This window comes from Blautia sp. AM23-13AC, assembly GCF_003435675.1.
In the GTDB taxonomy this organism is placed as follows: Bacteria; Bacillota; Clostridia; order Lachnospirales; family Lachnospiraceae; genus Fusicatenibacter; species Fusicatenibacter saccharivorans.
In genome coordinates, this window is the sequence record NZ_QTUL01000014.1 from 1 (window position 1) to 22,930 (window position 22,930).

General features: G+C 48.9%; 11 protein-coding genes. All 11 read left to right on the top strand.

All coding sequences use genetic code 11. From position 1 onward, the window contains the following. The first annotated feature begins 260 nt into the window (after window positions 1-260). The 11 genes from DW642_RS13060 (at window position 261) to rpoC (ending at window position 22,698) form a co-directional block, all read left to right on the top strand. Entirely contained in the window at window positions 261-743 is a 483-nt protein-coding gene (locus DW642_RS13060; RefSeq protein ID WP_055220827.1) for a helix-turn-helix domain-containing protein, read from the top strand. Between the two features lie 195 nt (window positions 744-938). Continuing rightward, window positions 939-2,291 carry an acyclic terpene utilization AtuA family protein gene (locus tag DW642_RS13065; protein WP_117510445.1) on the top strand — a complete coding sequence of 451 codons (1,353 nt, stop codon included), beginning with the start codon at window positions 939-941 and terminating at the stop codon, window positions 2,289-2,291. Between the two features lie 4 nt (window positions 2,292-2,295). Continuing rightward, window positions 2,296-2,595, top strand: a complete 300-nt coding sequence (locus tag DW642_RS13070) for an AtuA-related protein (protein ID WP_117510446.1) — start codon at window positions 2,296-2,298, stop codon at window positions 2,593-2,595. Between the two features lie 4 nt (window positions 2,596-2,599). Beyond that, a complete protein-coding gene (locus DW642_RS13075; RefSeq protein WP_158555028.1) occupies window positions 2,600-4,294 on the top strand; it encodes a CocE/NonD family hydrolase in 1,695 nt (564 codons plus the stop codon). A gap of 149 nt (window positions 4,295-4,443) precedes the next feature. Beyond that, window positions 4,444-6,117, top strand: a complete 1,674-nt coding sequence (locus DW642_RS13080) for an alpha-glucosidase (protein WP_117510448.1) — start codon at window positions 4,444-4,446, stop codon at window positions 6,115-6,117. 156 nt (window positions 6,118-6,273) lie between these two features. Then, window positions 6,274-8,820: a GH39 family glycosyl hydrolase gene (locus DW642_RS13085; protein WP_117510449.1), complete on the top strand. Its 2,547-nt coding sequence runs from the start codon at window positions 6,274-6,276 to the stop codon at window positions 8,818-8,820. A 200-nt stretch (window positions 8,821-9,020) separates the two neighbouring features. After that, window positions 9,021-10,415 carry an MFS transporter gene (locus tag DW642_RS13090; protein WP_117510483.1) on the top strand — a complete coding sequence of 465 codons (1,395 nt, stop codon included), beginning with the start codon at window positions 9,021-9,023 and terminating at the stop codon, window positions 10,413-10,415. 113 nt (window positions 10,416-10,528) lie between these two features. Beyond that, window positions 10,529-13,027 (top strand): GH39 family glycosyl hydrolase, encoded by a 2,499-nt coding sequence (locus DW642_RS13095; RefSeq protein ID WP_158555029.1) that lies wholly within the window; start codon window positions 10,529-10,531, stop codon window positions 13,025-13,027. Between the two features lie 165 nt (window positions 13,028-13,192). Further along, window positions 13,193-14,743, top strand: coding sequence for a carboxylesterase/lipase family protein (locus DW642_RS13100; protein WP_117510451.1), 1,551 nt, complete (start codon window positions 13,193-13,195; stop codon window positions 14,741-14,743). Between the two features lie 351 nt (window positions 14,744-15,094). After that, window positions 15,095-18,934 carry a DNA-directed RNA polymerase subunit beta gene (gene rpoB / locus DW642_RS13105; RefSeq protein ID WP_117510452.1) on the top strand — a complete coding sequence of 1,280 codons (3,840 nt, stop codon included), beginning with the start codon at window positions 15,095-15,097 and terminating at the stop codon, window positions 18,932-18,934. 38 nt (window positions 18,935-18,972) lie between these two features. Then, a complete protein-coding gene (gene rpoC / locus DW642_RS13110) occupies window positions 18,973-22,698 on the top strand; it encodes a DNA-directed RNA polymerase subunit beta' (protein WP_117510453.1) in 3,726 nt (1,241 codons plus the stop codon). Window positions 22,699-22,930 lie beyond the last annotated feature (232 nt).

The window sequence follows — 22,930 nt, forward strand, 5'->3', positions numbered from 1 at the left end:
TCTGCCGCTTAAAGCGGCCGGAAGCACGTGGCTTTAGTCATGTGAGGTTCACCTGAGTCCATACTTTGTGGCAATAAAGTTAAAAATTGCCGGAAGGTATGGTGATGCCATGTGGTATCAAAATGTAATTGCGACCGTGGAGATAAAATTGAGAATGTGATCTATTTATACAAGACATTTACGGAGGAGTATAAGGGCTAAATATCCCCATGACAGAAAGACTCCGAGAGTACAGAAAAAGAAAACGGGAGGAACGAAAAATGCAGGTACATTCCGTTCTGGAATCTTTACAGCAGGGAATCCTGATCTGCGATCAGCACAGCAGGATTGTGTTCTTCAATCAAGTCTACAGCGATTTCATCGGCGTTCCGCTTGAAACCGCGAAAGGTCATAAAATCACGGATTACCGCAAATCTGCCATTGCTCCGGAAGTCATTTGGAGCGGCATCCCGGTCGAGGGAATGGTGCGGAGAGAGGGAACGCAGGAATACTTTGCAAGTGTTTATCCGATCTGGGAAGAGCATCAGATCCGCGGAAGCATCTCAATTGTGACGAGTCTCGTACAGTTTGAAAAACGGGAATCAGAGGCTCACATGACGCTGGAAGAGCGGGTGCGCCGCTTTGAACGGCAGGAGATCCAAAATACGTTGTTGCTGTACGGACGGGATATGGAAGGGAAGCAAAAAGCGGCAAAGGAACTCGGAATTTCGCTGGCAACGTTATATAATAAAATCAAAGAATAAGACAGAAGGAGAATGAAATGCCGGAATTTCTGCAGCTTTGGGGCTTTGTGGTATTTTCTGTCTTTGCTGTAACAGAACTCACATAAAAGAGGGATCATGATTTCTAAAATTTTAGAAATTACGATCCCTTTTGTAGTATCTGCCCGGATATCGCATTACAATGATCTCAGATCAAAGAAAGCGAGGCCATAGAACATGAAAAAAATCAGAATCGGAAGCGGCGCAGGCTATGCGGGAGACCGCATTGAGCCGGCAGTGGAGCTGATGGAAAAAGGAAATCTGGACTACATTATTTTCGAGTGTCTGGCGGAACGCACCGTTGCGATCGGGCAGCAGGACAAAGAGAAAGATCCGTCGAAGGGTTACAACCAGCTGCTCGACTACCGAATGGAAAAAATTCTCCCGCTGATGGCGAAAAACAAAGTAAAAGTTATTACCAATATGGGAGCTGCCAACCCGGTATCTGCTGCAGAACGGACGTGTGAAATTGCCAGAAAACTGGGTGTCGGAGGATTGAAAATTGCCTGTGTGACCGGCGATGATATTACAGAAGAGCTGGACAAATATGAAAATGAGAAGGTGCTGGAGGATGGCACGCTGTTAAAAGAGAAAAAAGATGTTCTGATTTCCGCAAATGTCTATATGGGCGCAGAAGGCATCACAAAAGCGTTGAAAGAGGGCGCCAATCTTGTCATTACCGGTCGCGTTTCCGATCCTGCACTGACGATCGGACCGCTGGTATATGAGTTCGGATGGAACATTGACGACAACCCGGATCAGATGGGACAGGCGGTTCTGGCAGGCCATCTGCTGGAGTGTGCCGGACAGGTGACAGGCGGCTATTTTGCGGATCCGGGCTACAAGGATGTGCCGGATCTGTGGAAACTTGGATTCCCGCTCATTGAGATCGACGGGACAGGCGCATTTACCGTGACAAAAGTCGAGGGAAGTGGCGGACTGGTGAGCGTGGATACCTGTAAAGAGCAGATGATCTACGAAATCCACAACCCAAAGGCTTACCTGACCCCGGATGCAACAGCGGACTTTTCAAAGGTGACGTTCCGGCAGATCGGGGAAAACCAGGTTCGCGCCGAGCATGCGACAACGCATGGAAGACCGGAAACTTTGAAAGTGAGTGTCGGCTACAAGGACTGCTTCATCGGTGAGGGTGAAATTTCCTACGGCGGAAGCAACTGTATGGTACGGGCGGAGCTGGCGGCGGAGATTCTGGAGAAGCGGATTGAACTGACAGACATCGAGCTGGAAGAGTACCGTACTGATTTTATCGGATGCAATTCCCTGTATCGTGATGCAATTTCCAAGGAGATCGGAAGTGGAACTCCGTGTGAAGTGCGTCTCCGCGCCGCAGGCAGAACGAAAGACCGGAAAAATGCCGTTCTGCTGGCAAACGAGGTGGAGGCTCTCTATACCAACGGTCCCGCAGGAGGCGGCGGAGCAGTGAAACGGGTGTCCGAGATTGTCTCGGTCTGCTCAATTTTTGTGCCGCGCGATGCAGTAGAAGCAAAAGTTACATTCCGGGAGGTATAAGGCGATGAAATTAAAAGAGATTGCACATGCAAGAACAGGCGATAAAGGCGAGATCTCCAATATTTCGGTGATCCCATATGATGAGAACAATTATGAAATGCTGAAAGAAAAAGTAACAGAAGCACGCGTAGCAGAATACTTCCGCGAAATCTGTCACGGAAAAGTAACCCGCTACGAACTGAACGGAATCCATGCGCTGAACTTTGTCCTCGACAAGACACTCGGCGGCGGTGTCACAAGATCGCTGGCGCTGGACAAACATGGAAAGACACTCGGTATGGCACTGCTGGAAATGGAGGTTTAGGGCAATGGCAGAAGATTTTATGGCGGCTGCGGTAAAACGCGTAGAAGCACAATTTGCGAAAAGCGGCGTTTCCGAAAGCTGTGCAGCATTTGAAAGAAAAGACAGCCAGATCGAGATGCGCGATGGTGTGAAGCTGCATACAATCTATTATTTTCCAAGGGAAGGCGGATCAGGAGAAAACAAGAAATATCCCGTCATCCTGACTCGTACCTGCTATCCGGGCAACGACCGTATTCACCGTGCCTACGGCGAGGGACTGGCGCGCAGGGGTTATGTGTATGTCTACCAGTATTGCCGCGGCAGAGAGCAGTCGGAAGGAAAATGGGAGCCAAACATTAATGAGCGGAACGATGGCATTGACACCATGGATTACCTTGTGGAGCAGCCATGGTGCGAAATCTTAGGCTACTGGGGCCATTCCTACACAAGCATGACCGGCTGGGCGTTCGCTGATGCCGCGGAGGGGAAAGTTGCCGCAATGTTTCTGGAGGACTATGGAACGGATCGTTTTGTATCAGCCTACGAGAAGGGCTGCTTCCGCCACGATATCCTGACCGCATGGTCGATGGAAAATGCGGAAAAACCAGTGAATGCTGACTATCGCGAAAGCTGCCGTTATCTGCCGCAGATTGAAGTGGACGAGGCGCTGTGGGGACAGCGTGTTCCGTCCTACCGCGAATACATCACAAGCCCGAGCCCGGATGCGGAACTCTGGCAGACGGGCTGGTGGAAACAGTTGCGGGAAATTCCATCAAAAACGAAGGTTCCGATTTATCTTTTAAGCGGCTGGTACGATCATCACCACGGCAGCAGTATGAAAACGTGGGAGCGGCTGAACGAGGAAACAAAACAGCACAGCTGGCTCGAAATCGGCGCCTGGAACCACTTTTTCCAGATCTGCCTCGAGGGCAAAGAGGTGCTGCACCCGCAGAATGAAGAAATTCCAAAGATGCTGGAATGGTTTGAGCTGACGCTGAAACAAAAAGAAATCCCAACACAGCGGATCCGTGCCTATGAGATCGGCTCAGACCGTTGGATTGACATCGTGTCCGACGGACTGGGAGAAGAAGGAACTGCGGGAAGCATGACGCTGTATCTGGATGAGAAAACACTGCGGGAAGACGCGCCGGAACGGGAAAAAACGAGAAACTACACGTTTGACCCGGCCACTCCCGTCGAGAGCATCGGCGGAGAAGCCCTTCTGCATACGATGCCGCAGATCGGCAGCCATCTTCAGCCGGAACCGGACTATCGTGAGGATGTCCTGAGTTTTGTATCAGAACCGCTGGAAGAAACTTTCACGCTGAACGGAAAAGCTTCCGTCCGTCTGTTCGTGGAAAGTGATTGCGAGGATACGGCATTTACCGCTAAAATCATGGAGGTAACGCCGGAAGGAAAAGCGTACAACATTCGTTCCTCGATTGCAACATTGGAGCAGGGAAAAACGGAGGCCGGAGCCTATGAACCGGGCAGCGTGACAGAGGTACAGATTACTATGTGGAATATTGTATACACGATTCCAAAGGGTTCCCGCATTCGTGTAGATATTTCCTCTTCCGACTTTCCGCAGTACCATGTCCACAGCAATCAGAAAGGGCTGTGGTCGGAAAAGACGGAGAATAAAATTGCTCATCAGACCATTCATATGGGTGGAAAAGCTGCATCCTGTGTGATCCTGCCGCTGATGAAAAAACAGTAAAGTGTAACGATAAGGCAGGCGTCCGGGAAAAATCAGAAAGAAAAAGTAGCACAATCCATTCTTTTGTGATATAGTGAAAACACTATAAGTTTTGCGGTAAACCTAAAGAGCAGTACGCATCACGAAAACAAAAGAACAGGAGAAAAGCGATGGAGAAAAAGTGGTGGCACAAAACGGTCGGGTACCAGATTTATCCGAAGAGCTTTCAGGATACCAACGGGGACGGCATAGGAGATCTCAAAGGTGTGATCCGTCATCTTGACCAGATAGAAAAGCTGGGAGCCAATGTCATCTGGCTCTGCCCGGTGTTTGCATCCCCAATGGTGGATAACGGATACGATATTTCCGATTACATGGATATCGACCCGTCGTTTGGAACGATGGAGGACATGAAGGAGCTGATCGCGGAGGCAAAAAAACGCGGCATCCGCATTCTGATGGATCTTGTCGTGAATCATTCCTCTGATCGGCACGCGTGGTTTCAGGCGGCACTCAAAGATCCGTTTGGAAAGTACGGAAAGTATTATGTGTTCCGGGAAGGAAAAGACGGCAAAGAGCCGAACAACTGGCGGTCGATTTTTGGCGGCAGCGCATGGGAGAAAGTACCGAGATATGATAACCTGTATTACCTCCACATCTTCACAAAAGAGCAGCCGGATCTCAACTGGGAGAACCAGGAGCTGCGGGAAGAAATTTATGAGATGATTTTAAAATGGATGGATATGGGACTTGGCGGATTCCGTCTTGATGCGATCAGCCATCTGAAAAAGAATTATCAGTACACCAACCTCCCGCCGGATGGACCGGACGAGTACAATATGGCGTTCGAGTATTTTAACAACGTAGACGGTCTTGCCGACATTCTGCGTGAAATGAAGGAGCGCACCTTTGCGCCGACCGATGCGCTGACGATCGGAGAGTACGATCACATGGGACCGGAGGATGTGGAGGATGTGATTGGGGAAAACGGCAGTTTCTCGTCCGTTTTCGATTTTTGTCACACCCTCGACAATGTGCGTAACCCGAAATGGGGCAATACCGTGGCGTTGTTTGACGATTATCGCGATCAGCTTTTTGCGGCGCAGAAAATCGTGGATGGCCGCGGCATGCTCTGCAACTTCCTCGAAAACCATGACAAAACGCGCATCATCGACCGGTTCCTGATGCCGGAGGATCAGAACCTCTACAGCGAAAAAATGCTTCCGGTCACTAATTTCTTCCTGCCGGGTATTGTGTTCCTGTATCAGGGACAGGAAATCGGCATGCGCGACGACCCGAAACAGTCCATTCAGGGATTTGTCGATAAACCGACCTTTGCTATTTACGACCGCCTGATTGCCGAAGGAAAAACGGATGCGGAAGCGCTCGAGCAGATTAACCGCGAGAGCCGCGAGCACAGCAGAACTCCGATGCAGTGGGATGCATCTGCCGAGGCGGGATTCACAACAGGTACGCCGTGGTTCCCGGTGAATAAAAACTATGCGGAGCTGAACTATGAGGCTGAAGAAAAGGATTCTGATTCGCTGCTGTGGTTTTACCGCAAAATGGTGGCAGTAAGACGACGTGAAGATCTGGAAGAAACCTTCCTCTACGGAATGCTGATTCCGGAATACGAGACGGTAAGCGGCGTTCTGGCGTACCGCAGGAAGGATGAGAAGAATAATATTCTGATCCTTACTACTTCTCTTGCGGATGGCATTACATTGCCATTTACAGATACAATCGAAGAAGTACTTCTGAATAACTATGACACCTGCGAGGCGGGCGAGGGAACGATCCGTCTGCAGCCGTATCAGTGTCTGGTGCTGAAGGTAAATAAATAGACAAAAAACGGAAACAAAAACTGCGGTTCTGCGGATGCATATGCTTTGCGGAACCGCAGTTTTTCGCAGATAGAGAATTAAAATTTCCCCTTGACATACTCCTTGGGAAACGTAAAAATAGAATTAAAAGGTGTGGGAGAGCAAAAGGAAAAGAGGATGAAAAAACAGGAGAAAAAAACAGGTCTGAAAGAAATCCTGAAAGGGGGTCAGGAGACGCTGCCGGGATTTCAGTTTCAGATCTATCGGGCGGAAGACAAGAGATCACTATGGAATGCAGATTTTGAGATTCTGTTTCTGCTGAAAGGTGATGGAAGAGTCAGTTATGAAGACGGTGTTGTGTATCGGGTTCAAGAGAAGGATCTTTTTGTTGTGAATGGGTTTCAGATTTGTTCGATTGATCTGAATGAGCAGGGGATTCTGCTGTCGTTGAAAATGAGTGCAGATGCGATTGCGTCCGTTCATATTGAATTTTTAAAATATGAGATAGAATGCAGATCCTTTTTGTTCACGGAGGAGCAGCAGGAAGCATTTGATGTAATACGCAGTGATCTGGCACGGGTTTTTCAGGAAGCATACAAAAACGATATGATGCAGCCTGTCAATGCGCGCAGTCGGATAACGGCGCTTCTTGAGGATCTTTCGAGGTATTTTGCTGCCGGTGAACGGATGAAACATTCCAGGAGCGGCCGTGAACGGATTCAGATGGCGTCGGATTATATTCTGCAGCATTATAAAGAAGCAATCACGCTAGAGGATTTGGCGGACCATATTTATCTGAGCCGGACGTATATTTCAAGGAGCTTCCCGCGGTATTTTGGTGTTTCGTTTCTGGAATACATAACTCAGGTACGTCTGGCGCATGCAATTCTTGATATGCATGGAGATGCGACGCTGACGGAGATTGCATACAATAACGGATTTTCTAACGAAAATGTGATGATCCGCGCATTCCGAAAATATTTCGGCATGACACCGGGAGAATATCGGAAAAGCATAGTTCAGACTGCCGTAAGAGAAGAAGAAAAGAATTGCGGGCTCATTAAGTATATCGACAGAACAACAGAGGACTATGAGAAAGACAACGATGTATACCGGGTACTTTTGCAGTATGCGGGATTCCGAGAACAGGAATTTGATGCGGAAAAAGAAAATTCAGTTCAGATTCTGGCTGCACTGGGAGGAAGAAAACAGAGAATAGCAGGGCATTGGAGGCGTATCATCAATGGCGGCTATGCAAGATCTGTTCTGGATGCACGTGTGCAGGAGGAACTGGCGCAGGCGATTCGTGATATCGGATATGAATTTATTCGGGTAAAGGGAATTCTGGACGATGATATGTGCGTGCTGCGGAGAGATATGAAAGGAGAAATACGGGTCGGATATCAATATATTGATGCGGTTCTTGATTTTATTCTTTCCATTGGAGCGAAGCCCATGATAGAATTCGGTCATATGCCGGGGCTGCTGGCAGAGCAGCCGAGTCAGATTACCATGCGTCCGGTGCAAAATGCCGCGCCGAAGGATCTGGAAGCATGGAAAAGACTGATCGGCGGGATTATGGATCATCTGCGCACCCGGTATGGAGTGGAACGGATGCGCAACTGGATTTGGGTTCCTTGGGTGAACGCGGATTTCTTTGAGAACTGCGGGATGGATCGGTATATAGAGGTTTACCGGATTTCCCATCAGGAGATTAAAAGAATCTGCCCGGATTTTCTGACCTGTCTTTCTTATGGAACGATGGGAGAACATGGGATAAAAGAGCTGCTTTTGAAAATGGAGGAGGCGGGCTGCCTTCCGGAAATTTACGGAGTACGCAGCTTTGGCGCAGTTATGTCATGGGAAGAGCAGGAAGACCTGAACCTGATTGTCAATAGTGACAGCTTTGATTTTGCAGTCAGCCGGGATATGGATTATTTGCAAAACTATCTTCGGAAAATCAGAAAGAGGCTGCAGAAAATGGGATTTCAGGGAACACCGATCATTGTGGACGAGTGCAGCAATAATGTATGGCAGAGAGATCTGTGCAATGATACCTGCTATAAAGCGGCATGGCTGTTTAAAAACATGCTGGAAAACGAGAATGAGGCAAATGGCCTTGCATATTTTTCCATCAATGACCGTCTGGATGAGATCTTTCCGGTACACGATTCTTTCCATGGAGGATTCGGAATGTTTACGGATGATGGGATACCTAAAGCAGTTTATGGTGCGGCAAAACTTCTCGGAAAGATGGGGACGCGTTTTGTTGCATCGGGAAAAGGGTATTTTATCAGCACCGAAGAAAGAGAAGAGAAAATACAGATTTATCTCTACAATTATGTGCATTATGACATGCTGTACCGTCATCGCCATACCGTCAATATTTCACGGACAGATCGATATCGTGTTTTTCAGGCGGGAGAAAATCTGACATTTTCTGTGCAGCTCCAAAAAGTGCCAGGGGGAGAATACCGTATCCAGTGCTATAAGATTACGCGCGAACAGGGCAGCCCATATGACTGCTGGGCGGCGATGGGTGCGCCGGAGGCAATGACATCGGAAGAGAAGGAAATGATATGCCACAGTGCAGATCCGGAGTACCGTGTCTGGCGGGAAACGGTGGGAGAGGAACAGATTCTTTCTGTTCAGGAACATTTGAAGGTACATGAGGTTGCATGTATAGAGATAATTTGCCTGAATCATTATCGAGAATTGCACTAAAAAATATGAAAACATAATAATAAAACAGAAAAAGACAAGAAAATGAGAAATAGCGTGTGGAAAGTGAGTAGAAAATTGCCAAAAAAATCCTTATACTGAGAAACAGAACAAAGGTCGTAGGCGCATGGTACGGCCACAAAGAGGGCGGAAGAGAGAAGGAGATTCATCCGCAGCCTCAAAAATGTATGGAGGAAAAAACAATGGCAGCAAAAGAACAAGCTTCGGCAAAGCAGAGCCTTACCGAAAAGATCAGCACGAAAGAGAAGGTCAGCTACGGATGCGGAGATCTGGCCAGTAACCTGATTCTCGTGCTGACATCCACATTTGTAGCGTATTTCTACACCGATGCACTGGGATTAAATGCAGCAATCATCGGAAGCATCATGATGTTTTCCCGTTTTGCAGACGGTGTCACCGACATGCTCATGGGATATGTCATGGACCGCGTCAAAACGAAATATGGAAAGGCAAGACCATGGCTGTTATGGCTGGCAATACCGATTGCAGTAGCATGTGTACTTGTATTCCTCGTTCCGAATACCGGAACCGTTGGAAAGTATGTTTACGTAACGATTACGTATAACCTCGTTACCACATTCCTTTACACGATGATCAACATTCCTTACGGCGCACTGACATCCTTAATGAGCCGTGATCAGGGACAGAGAACTGTCATCAACGTATTCCGCATGTTTATGGCACAGGTTGGTTCCCTTATCATCAATGCATCTACCCTTCCGCTGGTAAATAAAATGGGTGGAAGCAGCAACCAGAAGAGCTGGATCATCGTATCTGCGATTTATGCAGTCATCGCAGCAATTCTGTTCTTAGTATGTTTCAAAAACACCAAAGAGCGTGTTACCGTATCTTCCGAGCAGAAAGAAGATGTCAACTTTGTACAGTCTCTGAAATTGATCTTCAAAAACAGCCAGTGGCTGCTGCTCTGCGGCATCTGGATTACTATGTGCCTTGGCATGGGCGCCAGCGGTGCGGTTGGAACTTACTATGCAAAATATATTCTGATGAATGAGAACATGGCAGGATTTATCTCATCTGTTTCTATCATTCCGGTTCTGGTTCTGATGCCGTTCTGTGTACCGCTCAGTCTGAAATACGGAAAACGAAACGTAGCCCTTGTCGGAACTTTCTTCAGCCTTGCCGGCCAGCTCCTGATGGTCATCAATCCGACCAATGCTACCTGGCTTCTGGTATGCTCGCTGATCAAAGGTGTCGGCTCAGCAACCCTGACCGGAACCATCTTCGCAATGGTAGCCGATACGATTGAGTACGGCGAGTGGAAAAATGGAACACGTGTCGAAGGTATGCTGTATTCCACCACAACCTTCGGTGCGAAAGTAGGAAGTGGCTTCGCAAGTGCCGTTGCTTTGTGGGTCATCTCCGCAGCTGGTTATAACGGACTTGCCGCAACCCAGACCGCAAGTGCACTTTCTGCAATCAAAGCCCTGTATCTGTGGATTCCGATTCCGTTCTATGCAATTATGATTCTCTTCTATGTATTTTATAAACTTGACAAAATTTATCCGCAGGTAATGGAAGACCTGAAGGCAAGAGAGGCAGCAAAAGAAAAACACTAAAACAAAAACACTAAAACAAAAACCGAAAAATCGGTCCCACAAAAGGAGAAGATCTTTTTGCGGGACCTTTTTTGTGGTACAATACAACAAAAAAATCTATCATGAGGTGTGAAATGGAAAGAGAAAACAGAGACGAAGACATGATGCTGAAAGGAACAAAACAGGAAATGCCGGGATTCTATTTTCGGCTACTCCGGTCGGAGGAGAAACGGGAACTGTGGAATCCGGATTTTGAACTTTTATTTCTGCTTCGTGGGACGGGAAGAGTCAGCTACGAGGACGGAGAAGTTCACAGTCTCCCGGTGGGATCTGTCTTTGCGATCAACCGGTTTCAGATCTGTGATCTGGATCTGGACGAAGACGGACTGGCCCTGTCGCTCTGCATTTCAGCGGAGACAATTGCTTCATTTCACATTAAGCTGCTGAAATGTGAAGTCAAATGTCAGTCGTTTTTTTATATGGAAGATCAGCAGGAAAAATTTGACCTGATCCGGCGGGATATGGCACGAATCTTTCTTGAAATGTACAAAAATAATGAGGAACAACCGGTCTATATGAAAAGCCGTGTGACGGCGCTTCTGGAGGATCTGCTTTCTTACTTTACATCCAAGAAAAAGGTGGAACAGGGCCGGAGCGGACGGGAACGCCTTCAGCGGGCATCGGACTATATTCTGCAGCATTGCCGGGAAGAGATTACGCTGGAGGATCTGGCGGATCATCTTTATCTGAGCCGTGCCTATATTTCACGGAGCTTTCCGCAGTATTTCGGTGTATCATTTCGGGAGTACGTGACGCAGGTGCGCCTGGCGCATGCCGTACAGGAAATGCACAGCGGCGCAACGCTGACGGAGATTGCCTATCACAATGGATTTGTCAATGAGACGGCGATGATCCGCGCATTCCGCAAATACCGCGGTATGACACCGAGCGAATACCGGAAGCAGATGAAACATACGGCAGAACAGAGTGAAAAGAAAGGAAAAGAGCGGGAAGAGGCGGCGGGAGACCATGATATTTTCCAGAGTCTCCTGCAGTATGCAGCGGTCACGGAGCAGGAGGTTGAGACGACAAATGAGAGTGCCGTTTCCGTGACAGCGGCAGTAAACGGACGGAAACCAAGAGTGGCAGGCCACTGGAAGCGCGTGATCAATGCCGGCTATGCGGCAAGTGTGCTGAACCGCGAGGTGCAGGATGAGCTGGAACAGCTGGTGCAGGAGCTCGGCTATGAGCTGATCCGCGTAAAAGGAATTCTTGATGATGATATGTGCGTACTTCGGCGGAATATGTGGGGCGAGGTTCAGTTCTGCTGGAACTATATTGATGAGGTGATCGATTTCATCCTTTCTACGGGAGCGAAGCCGTTGCTGGAATTCGGCCATATGCCGTTGCTACTGGCAAAAACAGACCCGGGAAGAACGATGCGTCCGGCGCTAAGCAGCTCTCCGCGAGATCTGGCTGAGTGGCGCATGCTGATCAAAAACCTGATGGAACATCTAAGGGAACGGTATGGAATCAACCAGATGCGGCGCTGGATTTTCAACCCGTGGATCAGCGGAGACGTGATCACGATTGATGGAGGAGATGAGTTCTTTGAGACGTGGAAAGCATCGTACGAGGAGATGAAACGTGTGAGCCCGGATCTTGTAACATGTCTTTCCTTTGGTCTTGGACCGGAGGAACATCTCAAAGCCTTTATCGAAACTATGAAGGAAAAGGAATGTGTGCCGGAAATTTTTGCATTCCGCTCGTTTGGCACGGTGATCTATGGAGAGGAAGAGGAGAAAATGAATCTGATCCAGAACAACGAGAGCGTCAATATGATTGTGAGCCGCGACCCGGATTTTCTGCGGAACCGCGGGGAGAAGGTAAAAGGTCTGCTGCAGAAGGCTGGGCTTGGTGCACTGCCGGTTCTGGTGGATGAGTGCAGCAGCAACATTTGGCAGAGGGATCTGTGCAACGATACCTGTTATAAAGCGGCATGGCTGTTTAAAAATCTTCTGGAAAATGAAGAGGCGCTGCAGGGAATTGCGTATTTCTCGGTCAATGACCGTTTGGATGAAGTATTTCCGGCGCGGGAAACGTATCATGGAGGTTTTGGGCTGTTCACGATGAACGGCATTCCAAAGGCGGTCTGCACTGCGCTGCGGCTGCTCGGCAGAATGGGATCTCGTCTGGTGAAGCGTGGGGACGGCTATTTTATCAGCACGGAGCCGGAGAAAAACCAAAGCCAGATTTACCTGTACAATTATGTTCACTACGATATGCTGTACCGCTACCGCCATGCCGTGAATATTTCCCGCACGGATCGTTACCGCGTATTCAATATGGGGGAAATCCGGACCTTTTCAGTGAAGTTGACCGGACTGGAACCGGGAAAATATTGCCTGCGGCTGTATAAAGTGACGAAAGAGCACGGCAGCAGCTACGATGCGTGGGTGCGGATGGGAGCTCCGGAGCGGATGAACCGGATGGAGCGCGCGATGCTGTGCCACAGTGCGGACCCGGAATACCGTGTCTGGGAGCAGGAAACCGACCCGGAAGGCAGCCTCACGGTGCAGGAACGCCTGGAGCCGCACGAGACGGCGCTGATTGAGGTGGAGCAGATTCTGTAAAATCTTCAAAAAATTGCACTCGCGGTGGGAGAATACAGAGAAAGAGTGGAAAAAAAGCAACAATATAAGAAGATCTTGCGGCAATTCGAGTAGAAAAGGACGAAAATATTGTTTATACTGAAAACAACATAAATGCTAAATTCTACAGAAAAGAGGTATTTCAAAATGGGGAAAATATTTGATTACGATGGCGTGCCGGTGCTGCATACCACATCCGGCGATTTAAAAGGTTATTTTTATGACGGTGTTTACATTTACAAAGGAATTCCGTATGCATACGCAGACCGTTTCCAGATGCCGGTTCCGTCCAAATGGAATGGCGTAAAAGACGCAACAAACTATGGTTTTGTATGCCCGCTCCAGAATCAGGATACACCGAACGGCGAGCTTATGGTTCCGCACCGCTACTGGCCGCAGGATGAGCACTGCCAGTCCTTAAATATCTGGACAAACAAACTTGATCCGGAAGCCAAAAAACCGGTTCTCGTATGGTTCCACGGCGGTGGATACGCAGCGGGATCTTCCATCGAGCAGGTTGCGTATGACGGCGTCAGCATCGCAAAGAAAGGTGATTCGATTCTTGTTTCTGTCAACCACAGACTGAATATTTTAGGGTATCTGGATCTGTCTCCGTTTGGGGAAAAATACAAAAATTCCGCAAACGCAGGCCACGCCGATATGGTGGCAGCCCTGCAGTGGGTACATGACAATATCGCCCTGTTCGGCGGCGATCCGGAGAATGTAACCATTTTTGGCCAGTCCGGCGGCGGAATGAAGGTGATTGACCTGATGCAGATTCCATCAGCAGACGGCCTGTTCCAGAAAGGCCTTGTCATGAGCGGTGTGATGGAAGGGGATCCGCTCGGCGCAGGAGAAAAAGATGGAACAGAGATTGTCACGGCAATGATGAAAGAGCTTGGCTTTGATGATGTGGCGCAGCTGGAAACCGTACCGTATCCGCAGCTTGCCGCAGCATATGCAAAGGTATCCCCGGCTATCGCACAGAATGGCGGCTACATCGGCGGCGGCCCGAAAAAGGGCGATTACTTCTGCGGAAATCCATTCGACGCAGGCTTCCGTGAGCATGCACATCAGATTCCGATGATGATCGGAACCGTATACGGCGAGTTCGCAACGTTTGCACCGGCAGCTTATGATAAGAACAAACTGACAGCGGAAGAGATTCTGGAAATCCTCAAAAAGGTTTATGGAGACAATGCCGAAAAGGTTCTGGACGCTTTCAAAGAAGCATATCCGGAGAAGAACGGCGTAGATGTTCTTGCGATCGACCGCGCAATGCGTGAGCCGACCGTAAAACTTGCCAAACTGTTCGCAAAAGGCGGCGGCAAAGCATATCTCTACAACTTCGCTCTGGAATTCCCGTTCCAGCACGGCAAGCCGGCATGGCACTGCTCCGATATCCCGTATTTCTTCGGAAACGCAGATCTCGTAGAAATTTGTGGCATCCCGGATGTCAGCGATAAACTGGAAAGCGAAATCTTCGGAGCACTTCTCGCCTTCGCAAAGAACGGAAATCCGGACCACGAGGGGCTCCCGCACTGGCCGGAAGCAGAAGCAGAGGATGCGGATACCATGGTATTTGACAGAAAGACTGAAGTAAAACACAACTACGATGATAAAGTGTTTGCAGAGATCAACAAAGTTCTGAAACCATGGAGCTTTATGGACATGATGGCTGACAATATTCAGCATTAAAAAGAACGATTCGACGCGGCATAAGCGAAATCGGGATGGAGCTCTGAAATATTAAAAAATTAGAATAAAAAAACCGCCTGTTTGATTTGAAAAATAAAAAAATCAAACAGGCGGTTTTTTTCTGAAAATTCGGTGCTTTCAATCACATCTAAAGTATTATTCTAACAGGGTCACGGAAGAAAAACCAGTAAAAAACAGATTGTACTGAAAAAAATACAATCTGTTTTGTTGACACACTTGAAAAAACATGATAATCTAGAAAATGCACTATTATGGCAAGATATGCCTAAAACCTTTTGTTCAGGCATGAGCGGTAATAAATATATTATAACACAAGGGGTGACAACGTCAATGGAGAAAAACAGAATACGTCCGATACCTACCGGAAAAAGTATGCGAATGAGTTACCAGAGACAAAAAGAAGTATTGGAAATGCCCAACTTGATTGAAGTCCAGAAGGATTCCTATGACTGGTTCCTGAGAAGCGGACTCAAGGAAGTCTTTGATGACATTTCACCAATCTCCGACTACGGCGGACGGCTGAGCCTTGAATTCGTAGACTTTACACTGTGTGAAGATGACGTAAAATACTCAATCGAAGAGTGTAAACAGCGTGACGCTACTTATGCGGCACCGTTAAAGGTAAAAGTAAGATTATATAATAAGGAAAAAGACGAGATCACAGAGCACGAAATTTTCATGGGTGATCTGCCGTTGATGACAGCAACAGGAACATTCGTTATCAATGGTGCAGAGCGAGTAATCGTCAGCCAGCTGGTACGTTCCCCTGGTATTTATTACGGCATCGCACATGATAAGCTCGGAAAGAGACTGTTCTCCTGTACCGTAATCCCGAACCGTGGAGCATGGCTGGAGTACGAGACCGATTCCAACGACGTCTTCTATGTCCGCGTAGACCGTACCAGAAAAGTTCCGATTACAGTCCTCATCCGTGCACTTGGAGTAAGCTCCAATGCAGAGATCGTAGAGCTGTTCGGTGAAGAGCCGAAGATTCTTGCAAGCTTCACCAAAGATACTTCCACCAACTATCAGGAAGGTCTTCTCGAGCTGTACAAGAAAATTCGTCCGGGCGAGCCTCTCGCAGTAGAAAATGCAGAGAGCCTCATCATGAGCATGTTCTTTGACCCGCGTCGCTATGACCTGGCAAAGGTAGGCCGTTATAAATTCAACAAGAAACTTGCACTGCGCAGCCGTATCCGCAACCAGATCCTCGCTGAGGATGTTGTAGATCCGTCAACCGGTGAAATCCTTGCAGAAAAAGGCACCACCGTTACTCTGGAACTCGCAGACAAGATTCAGAACGCAGCAGTACCGTATGTATGGATTCAGACAGAGGAGAGAAACGTAAAAGTTCTTTCCAACTTAATGGTAGATCTGAAAGCATGGGTAGATGTTGACGAGGAAGAACTTGGCATCAACGAGAAAGTATACTATCCGGTTCTGGAAAAGATCCTGGAGGAAAATACCGATATCGAAGAGATCAAACAGGCGATCAAACGTGACATTCACGACCTGATTCCGAAACATATCACAAAGGAAGATATTTTCGCTTCCATCAACTACAACATGCATCTGGAATACGGCGCAGGAAATGCCGATGATATCGACCACCTGGGCAACCGTAGAATCCGTGCCGTAGGTGAGCTGCTTCAGAACCAGTACCGCATCGGTCTGTCCCGTATGGAGCGTGTGGTACGTGAGCGTATGACAACACAGGACATCGACGGAATTTCTCCGCAGTCCCTGATCAATATCAAACCGGTTACAGCTGCAATCAAAGAGTTCTTCGGATCTTCCCAGCTGTCCCAGTTCATGGATCAGAATAACCCGCTTGGAGAGCTGACGCACAAGAGACGTCTTTCCGCCCTTGGACCTGGCGGTCTGTCCCGTGACCGTGCCGGATTCGAGGTTCGAGACGTACACTACTCCCATTACGGAAGAATGTGCCCGATCGAGACTCCTGAGGGACCGAACATCGGTCTTATCAACTCTCTGGCATCGTATGCGCGCATCAACGAGTATGGCTTCGTTGAGGCTCCATACAGAAGAATTGACAAATCAGATCCGAAAAATCCGCGTGTTACCGACGAAGTAGTCTACATGACCGCAGATGAAGAGGATAATTACCATGTAGCACAGGCAAATGAGCCGCTGGATGCAGAAGGACACTTCCTCAACAAGAACGTTTCCGGACGTTATCTGGATGAGACCCAGTCCTACGAGCCGCACATGTTTGATTACATGGACGTGTCTCCGAAGATGGTATTCTCCGTTGCTACGGCGCTGATCCCGTTCCTTCAGAACGACGATGCGAACCGTGCGCTGATGGGATCCAACATGCAGCGTCAGGCCGTACCGCTGATGATCACCGATGCTCCTGTTGTAGGAACCGGTATCGAAGCAAAAGCAGCCGTAGACTCCGGTGTCTGCGTCGTTGCAAAAAAAGCAGGAACCATTTCCTATTCCTGCTCCAACGAGATCCGCATGAACAATGATGACGGAACAAAAGATGTTTACCATCTGACCAAATTCATGCGAAGCAACCAGAGCAACTGCTACAACCAGAAACCGATCGTATTTAAAGGTGACCATGTAGAGGCCGGCGAAGTAATCGCAGACGGTCCGTCTACCTACCAGGGCGAGCTTGCTCTTGGTAAAAACCCGCTGATCGGATTTATGACCTGGGAAGGATATAACTACGAGGACGCCGTTCTTCTTAGCGAGCGTCTGGTACAGGATGATGTTTACACTTCCATCCACATCGAGGAGTACGAGGCAGAGGCCCGTGACACCAAGCTTGGACCGGAAGAGATCACAAAAGACGTTCCGGGCGTCGGCGATGAAGCCTTAAAAGACCTGGACGAGCGTGGAATCATCCGCATCGGTGCAGAGGTACGTGCCGGTGATATTCTGGTCGGAAAAGTAACTCCGAAGGGAGAAACCGAGCTGACCGCAGAGGAGCGTCTGCTCCGTGCCATCTTTGGCGAGAAAGCAAGAGAAGTACGTGATACTTCCCTGAAAGTACCGCACGGTGAGTATGGTATCATCGTGGACGCCAAAGTATTTACCCGTGAAAACGGCGACGAACTTTCTCCTGGAGTAAACCAGGCAGTCCGCATCTACATCGCACAGAAGAGAAAAATCTCTGTCGGCGATAAGATGGCTGGTCGTCACGGAAACAAGGGTGTCGTTTCCCGTGTACTTCCTGTAGAGGATATGCCGTTCCTGCCGAACGGACGTCCGCTGGACATCGTGCTGAACCCTCTGGGTGTGCCGTCCCGTATGAACATCGGACAGGTGCTTGAGATCCACCTGAGCCTTGCAGCAGCAGCTCTTGGATTCAACGTTTCCACTCCGATCTTCGACGGCGCAAACGAGAAAGATATTCAGGATACCCTGGAACTGGCAAACGATTATGTAAACATGGAATGGGATGCATTCTCCGAGAAATATAAAGATATTCTGCTTCCGGAAGTATATCAGTATCTGGAAGAGCATCTGGATCACAGAGAACTGTGGAAGGGTGTTGATATCGCAAGAGACGGTAAGGTACAGCTCCGCGACGGACGTACCGGTGAGCCGTTCGATGGAAGAACGACAATCGGACACATGCATTACCTGAAACTGCATCACCTGGTAGACGATAAGATTCATGCCCGTTCTACCGGCCCATACTCCCTCGTTACACAGCAGCCTCTGGGTGGTAAAGCTCAGTTCGGTGGACAACGTTTCGGAGAGATGGAGGTTTGGGCGCTTGAGGCGTACGGTGCATCCTACACGCTGCAGGAGATCCTGACTGTGAAGTCTGACGATGTGGTTGGCCGTGTGAAGACATACGAAGCCATCATCAAGGGCGACAATATTCCGGAGCCTGGTATTCCGGAATCCTTCAAAGTATTGTTGAAAGAGCTGCAGTCCCTGGCACTCGATGTCCGCGTACTGCGTGATGACAATACCGAAGTTAAAATTATGGAATCAGTTGATTACGGTGATACCAACCTGAACCACATCATCGAGGGAGACCGTTACTCTGACAGAGAGGACGAGAGATTTGGTGACTATGGATTCTCCAAGAAAGAATTTGACGGAGAAGAAATGGTAGATGTGGAAGAGGATGAAGAAGAAGACTCTTATCTTGATCTGGATGAAAGTTCAGATGATGACATGTAACTTGTAGATCTTCGCTTTGCGAGGAAAGGGGTAATCAAATGCCAGAAACAGCAAAAAAAGAAAATTACCAGATGAGCTTTGATGCCATCAAAATAGGACTTGCCTCCCCGGAGAAAATCCGGGAGTGGTCCCATGGCGAGGTAAAAAAACCGGAGACCATCAACTACAGAACGCTGAAACCGGAAAAAGACGGTCTGTTCTGTGAAAGAATCTTCGGACCAAGCAAAGACTGGGAGTGCCATTGCGGTAAATATAAGAAAATTCGCTACAAAGGCGTAATCTGCGACCGATGCGGCGTAGAAGTAACAAAATCCAGTGTGCGCCGTGAGCGTATGGGACACATTGAGCTGGCAGCTCCGGTATCCCACATCTGGTATTTCAAAGGAATTCCGTCCCGTATGGGACTGATCCTGGATCTGTCTCCGAGAACTCTGGAAAAGGTTCTGTATTTCGCAAACTACATCGTTCTTGATGCAGGCGATACCAAATTACAGTACAAACAGGTTCTGACCGAGAAAGAATACCAGGATGCCAGAGAGGAGTTCGGAAACAGCTTCCGTGCAGGTATGGGTGCGGAATCCATCAAAGAGCTTCTGATGGCAATCGATCTGGAAAAAGAGTCTGCTGAATTAAAGGCAGGTCTTAAAGATTCTACCGGACAGAAGAGAGCCCGCATCATCAAGAGACTTGAGGTTGTTGAGGCATTCCGTGAGTCCGGAAACCGTCCGGAGTGGATGATTCTTGATGCGGTTCCGGTTATTCCGCCGGATCTGCGTCCTATGGTACAGCTTGACGGAGGACGTTTTGCAACATCTGACCTGAATGACCTGTACCGCCGTATCATCAACCGTAACAACCGTCTGAAGAGACTGCTGGAGCTCGGTGCACCGGATATCATCGTGCGCAACGAGAAACGTATGCTCCAGGAGGCAGTTGATGCCCTGATCGACAACGGCCGCCGCGGCCGTCCGGTAACCGGTCCTGGAAACCGTCCTCTGAAATCTCTGTCCGACATGCTGAAAGGTAAATCCGGCCGTTTCCGTCAGAACCTTCTTGGTAAACGTGTTGACTACTCCGGCCGTTCTGTTATCGTCGTAGGACCGGAACTGAAGATTTACCAGTGCGGTCTGCCGAAAGAAATGGCAATCGAGCTGTTTAAACCGTTCGTTATGAAAGAGCTGGTTTCCAACGGCACTGCACATAACATCAAAAATGCAAAGAAAATGGTCGAGAAACTCGAGCCGCAGGTATGGGACGTTCTCGAGGACGTCATCAAAGAGCATCCGGTTATGCTGAACCGTGCCCCTACCCTGCATCGTCTGGGTATCCAGGCGTTCGAGCCGATTCTGGTAGAAGGTAAAGCGATTAAGCTGCACCCGCTGGTTTGTACCGCATTCAACGCCGACTTCGACGGTGACCAGATGGCTGTCCATCTGCCGCTGTCTGTAGAAGCGCAGGCAGAGTGCCGTTTCATGCTTCTTTCTCCGAACAACCTGCTGAAACCGTCCGATGGTGGTCCGGTAGCCGTTCCTTCCCAGGATATGGTTCTTGGTATCTACTATCTGACACAGGAGCGTCCGGGCGAGAAGGGCGAAGGAAGCTTCTTCCGCGATATGAACGAAGCCATCCTGGCATACGAGAACGGATATATTACCCTGCAGACCAAGATTACCATCCGCTGCGAAAAAGAGATGGAAGATGGTACTGTAATGCAGCAGAACGTAAGCTCCACACTCGGAAGATTCCTCTTCAATGAGATTCTGCCGCAGGATCTGGGATACGTAGACCGTACGGTTCCGGGTAACGAGCTTGCGCTTGAGGTTGATTTCCTCGTTGCAAAGAAACAGCTGAAACAGATTCTGGAAAAAGTCATCAATACACACGGAGCTACCAAAACCGCAGAGGTTCTGGACTATATCAAGGCAACCGGATATAAATACTCCACCCGTGCAGCCATGACCGTATCCATTTCCGATATGACCGTGCCGCCGCAGAAGCCGGAGATGCTCGCCGAAGCACAGGCAACGGTAGACAAGATTACAAGAAACTTCAAACGTGGTCTGATTACAGACGAAGAGCGTTACAAAGAGGTTGTAGATACCTGGAAGAAGACCGACGATGCGCTGACAAAAGCATTGCTCGACGGACTGGATAAATACAATAACATCTTCATGATGGCTGACTCCGGAGCCCGTGGTTCCGATAAGCAGATCAAACAGCTGGCTGGTATGCGAGGACTGATGGCCGATACAACCGGACACACCATCGAGCTGCCGATCAAGTCAAACTTCCGTGAAGGTCTTCAGGTACTGGAATACTTCATGTCCGCACATGGAGCACGAAAAGGTATGTCCGATACCGCGCTTCGTACCGCCGACTCTGGTTACCTGACCCGTCGTCTGGTAGACGTTTCTCAGGACCTGATCATCCGTGAAATCGACTGTGCCGAGGGCAAGGACGAAATTCCGGGTATGTGGGTCAGCGAGTTCACAGACGGAAAAGAGCAGATCGAGAGTCTGCAGGATCGTATCACAGGCCGTTTCTCCTGCGAGACGATCAAAGACAAGGACGGCAACGTCATTGTAAAAGCAAACCATATGATCACCCCGAAACGTGCTGCCCGTGTCATCAAAGACGGCATCAACGAGAACGGTGAGCATTATACAAAAGTAAAAATCCGTACCATTCTTACCTGCCGTTCCGGTAACGGAATCTGCGCAAAATGCTATGGTGCCAACATGGCAACCGGCGAGGCAGTACAGGTTGGTGAGTCTGTCGGAATTATCGCAGCACAGTCGATCGGTGAGCCTGGTACACAGCTGACCATGCGTACCTTCCATACCGGTGGTGTTGCCGGTGGAGATATCACACAGGGTCTTCCTCGTGTCGAGGAGCTTTTCGAGGCAAGAAAGCCGAAAGGACTTGCCATCATCACCGAAATCGCCGGTGTTGCACAGATCAAAGACACCAAGAAGAAACGCGAAATCGTTGTTACCAATCCGGAAGACGGCGTATCCAAGACATACCTGATCCCTTACGGATCCCGTATTAAGATCGCAGACGGAACAGTTCTGGAAGCCGGAGACGAGCTGACCGAGGGTTCTGTCAACCCGCATGATATCCTGAAGATCAAAGGTGTACGTGCCGTTCAGGATTACATGATCCGCGAGGTACAGCGAGTTTACCGTCTGCAGGGTGTAGAAATCAACGATAAGCATATCGAGGTTATCGTTCGCCAGATGCTGAAGAAGATCCGCATCGAGGAAAACGGAGATACCGAATTCCTTCCGGGCGACATGGTAGACTTCCTGGATTACGACGAGACCAACAAAGCTCTGATCGCAGAAGGCAAAGAGCCGGCAGAAGGAAAACAGGTACTGCTTGGTATCACCAAAGCATCCCTGGCATCCGATTCCTTCCTGTCCGCAGCATCCTTCCAGGAGACCACCAAGGTTCTGACCGACGCTGCTATCAAGGGTAAGGTTGACCATCTGGTAGGCCTGAAAGAGAACGTTATCATCGGTAAACCGATCCCGGCCGGTACCGGTATGAAGTGCTACAGCAACATTCATCTGAATACCGACAGCATGATCGAGGAAGAAGAGGACGAGGATCTGATTCTGACCGAAGATCTTGAGGACGATGCTCCGGCAGCTCCGATGGCAGAAGCTCCGGTTGAAGAGCCGTCAGCTGAAGAGGAAGAGCCGATGCTCGACTTCGACTTTGAGGAAATGATTCCGTCAAAGGATGATACCGAGGAGTAAACCCTTCAACAAATAATAGCAAGGATTCTCCCACCTCTATAGGTGGTGAGATGAATTGCAAATAAGAAAGTTAACGGCAGTGGCGGGCGGAGAGAAATCGGTATCCCCCACTGACATGAGGCAAACCACAGTCAGCATTCTGCTGACATGTCAGACTCTGTGAAATTACCGACTGTGGATTGAAACAAGGTTAAAAAATAAATATGTCATTTGTGAAAAGCAGAGAATTTTC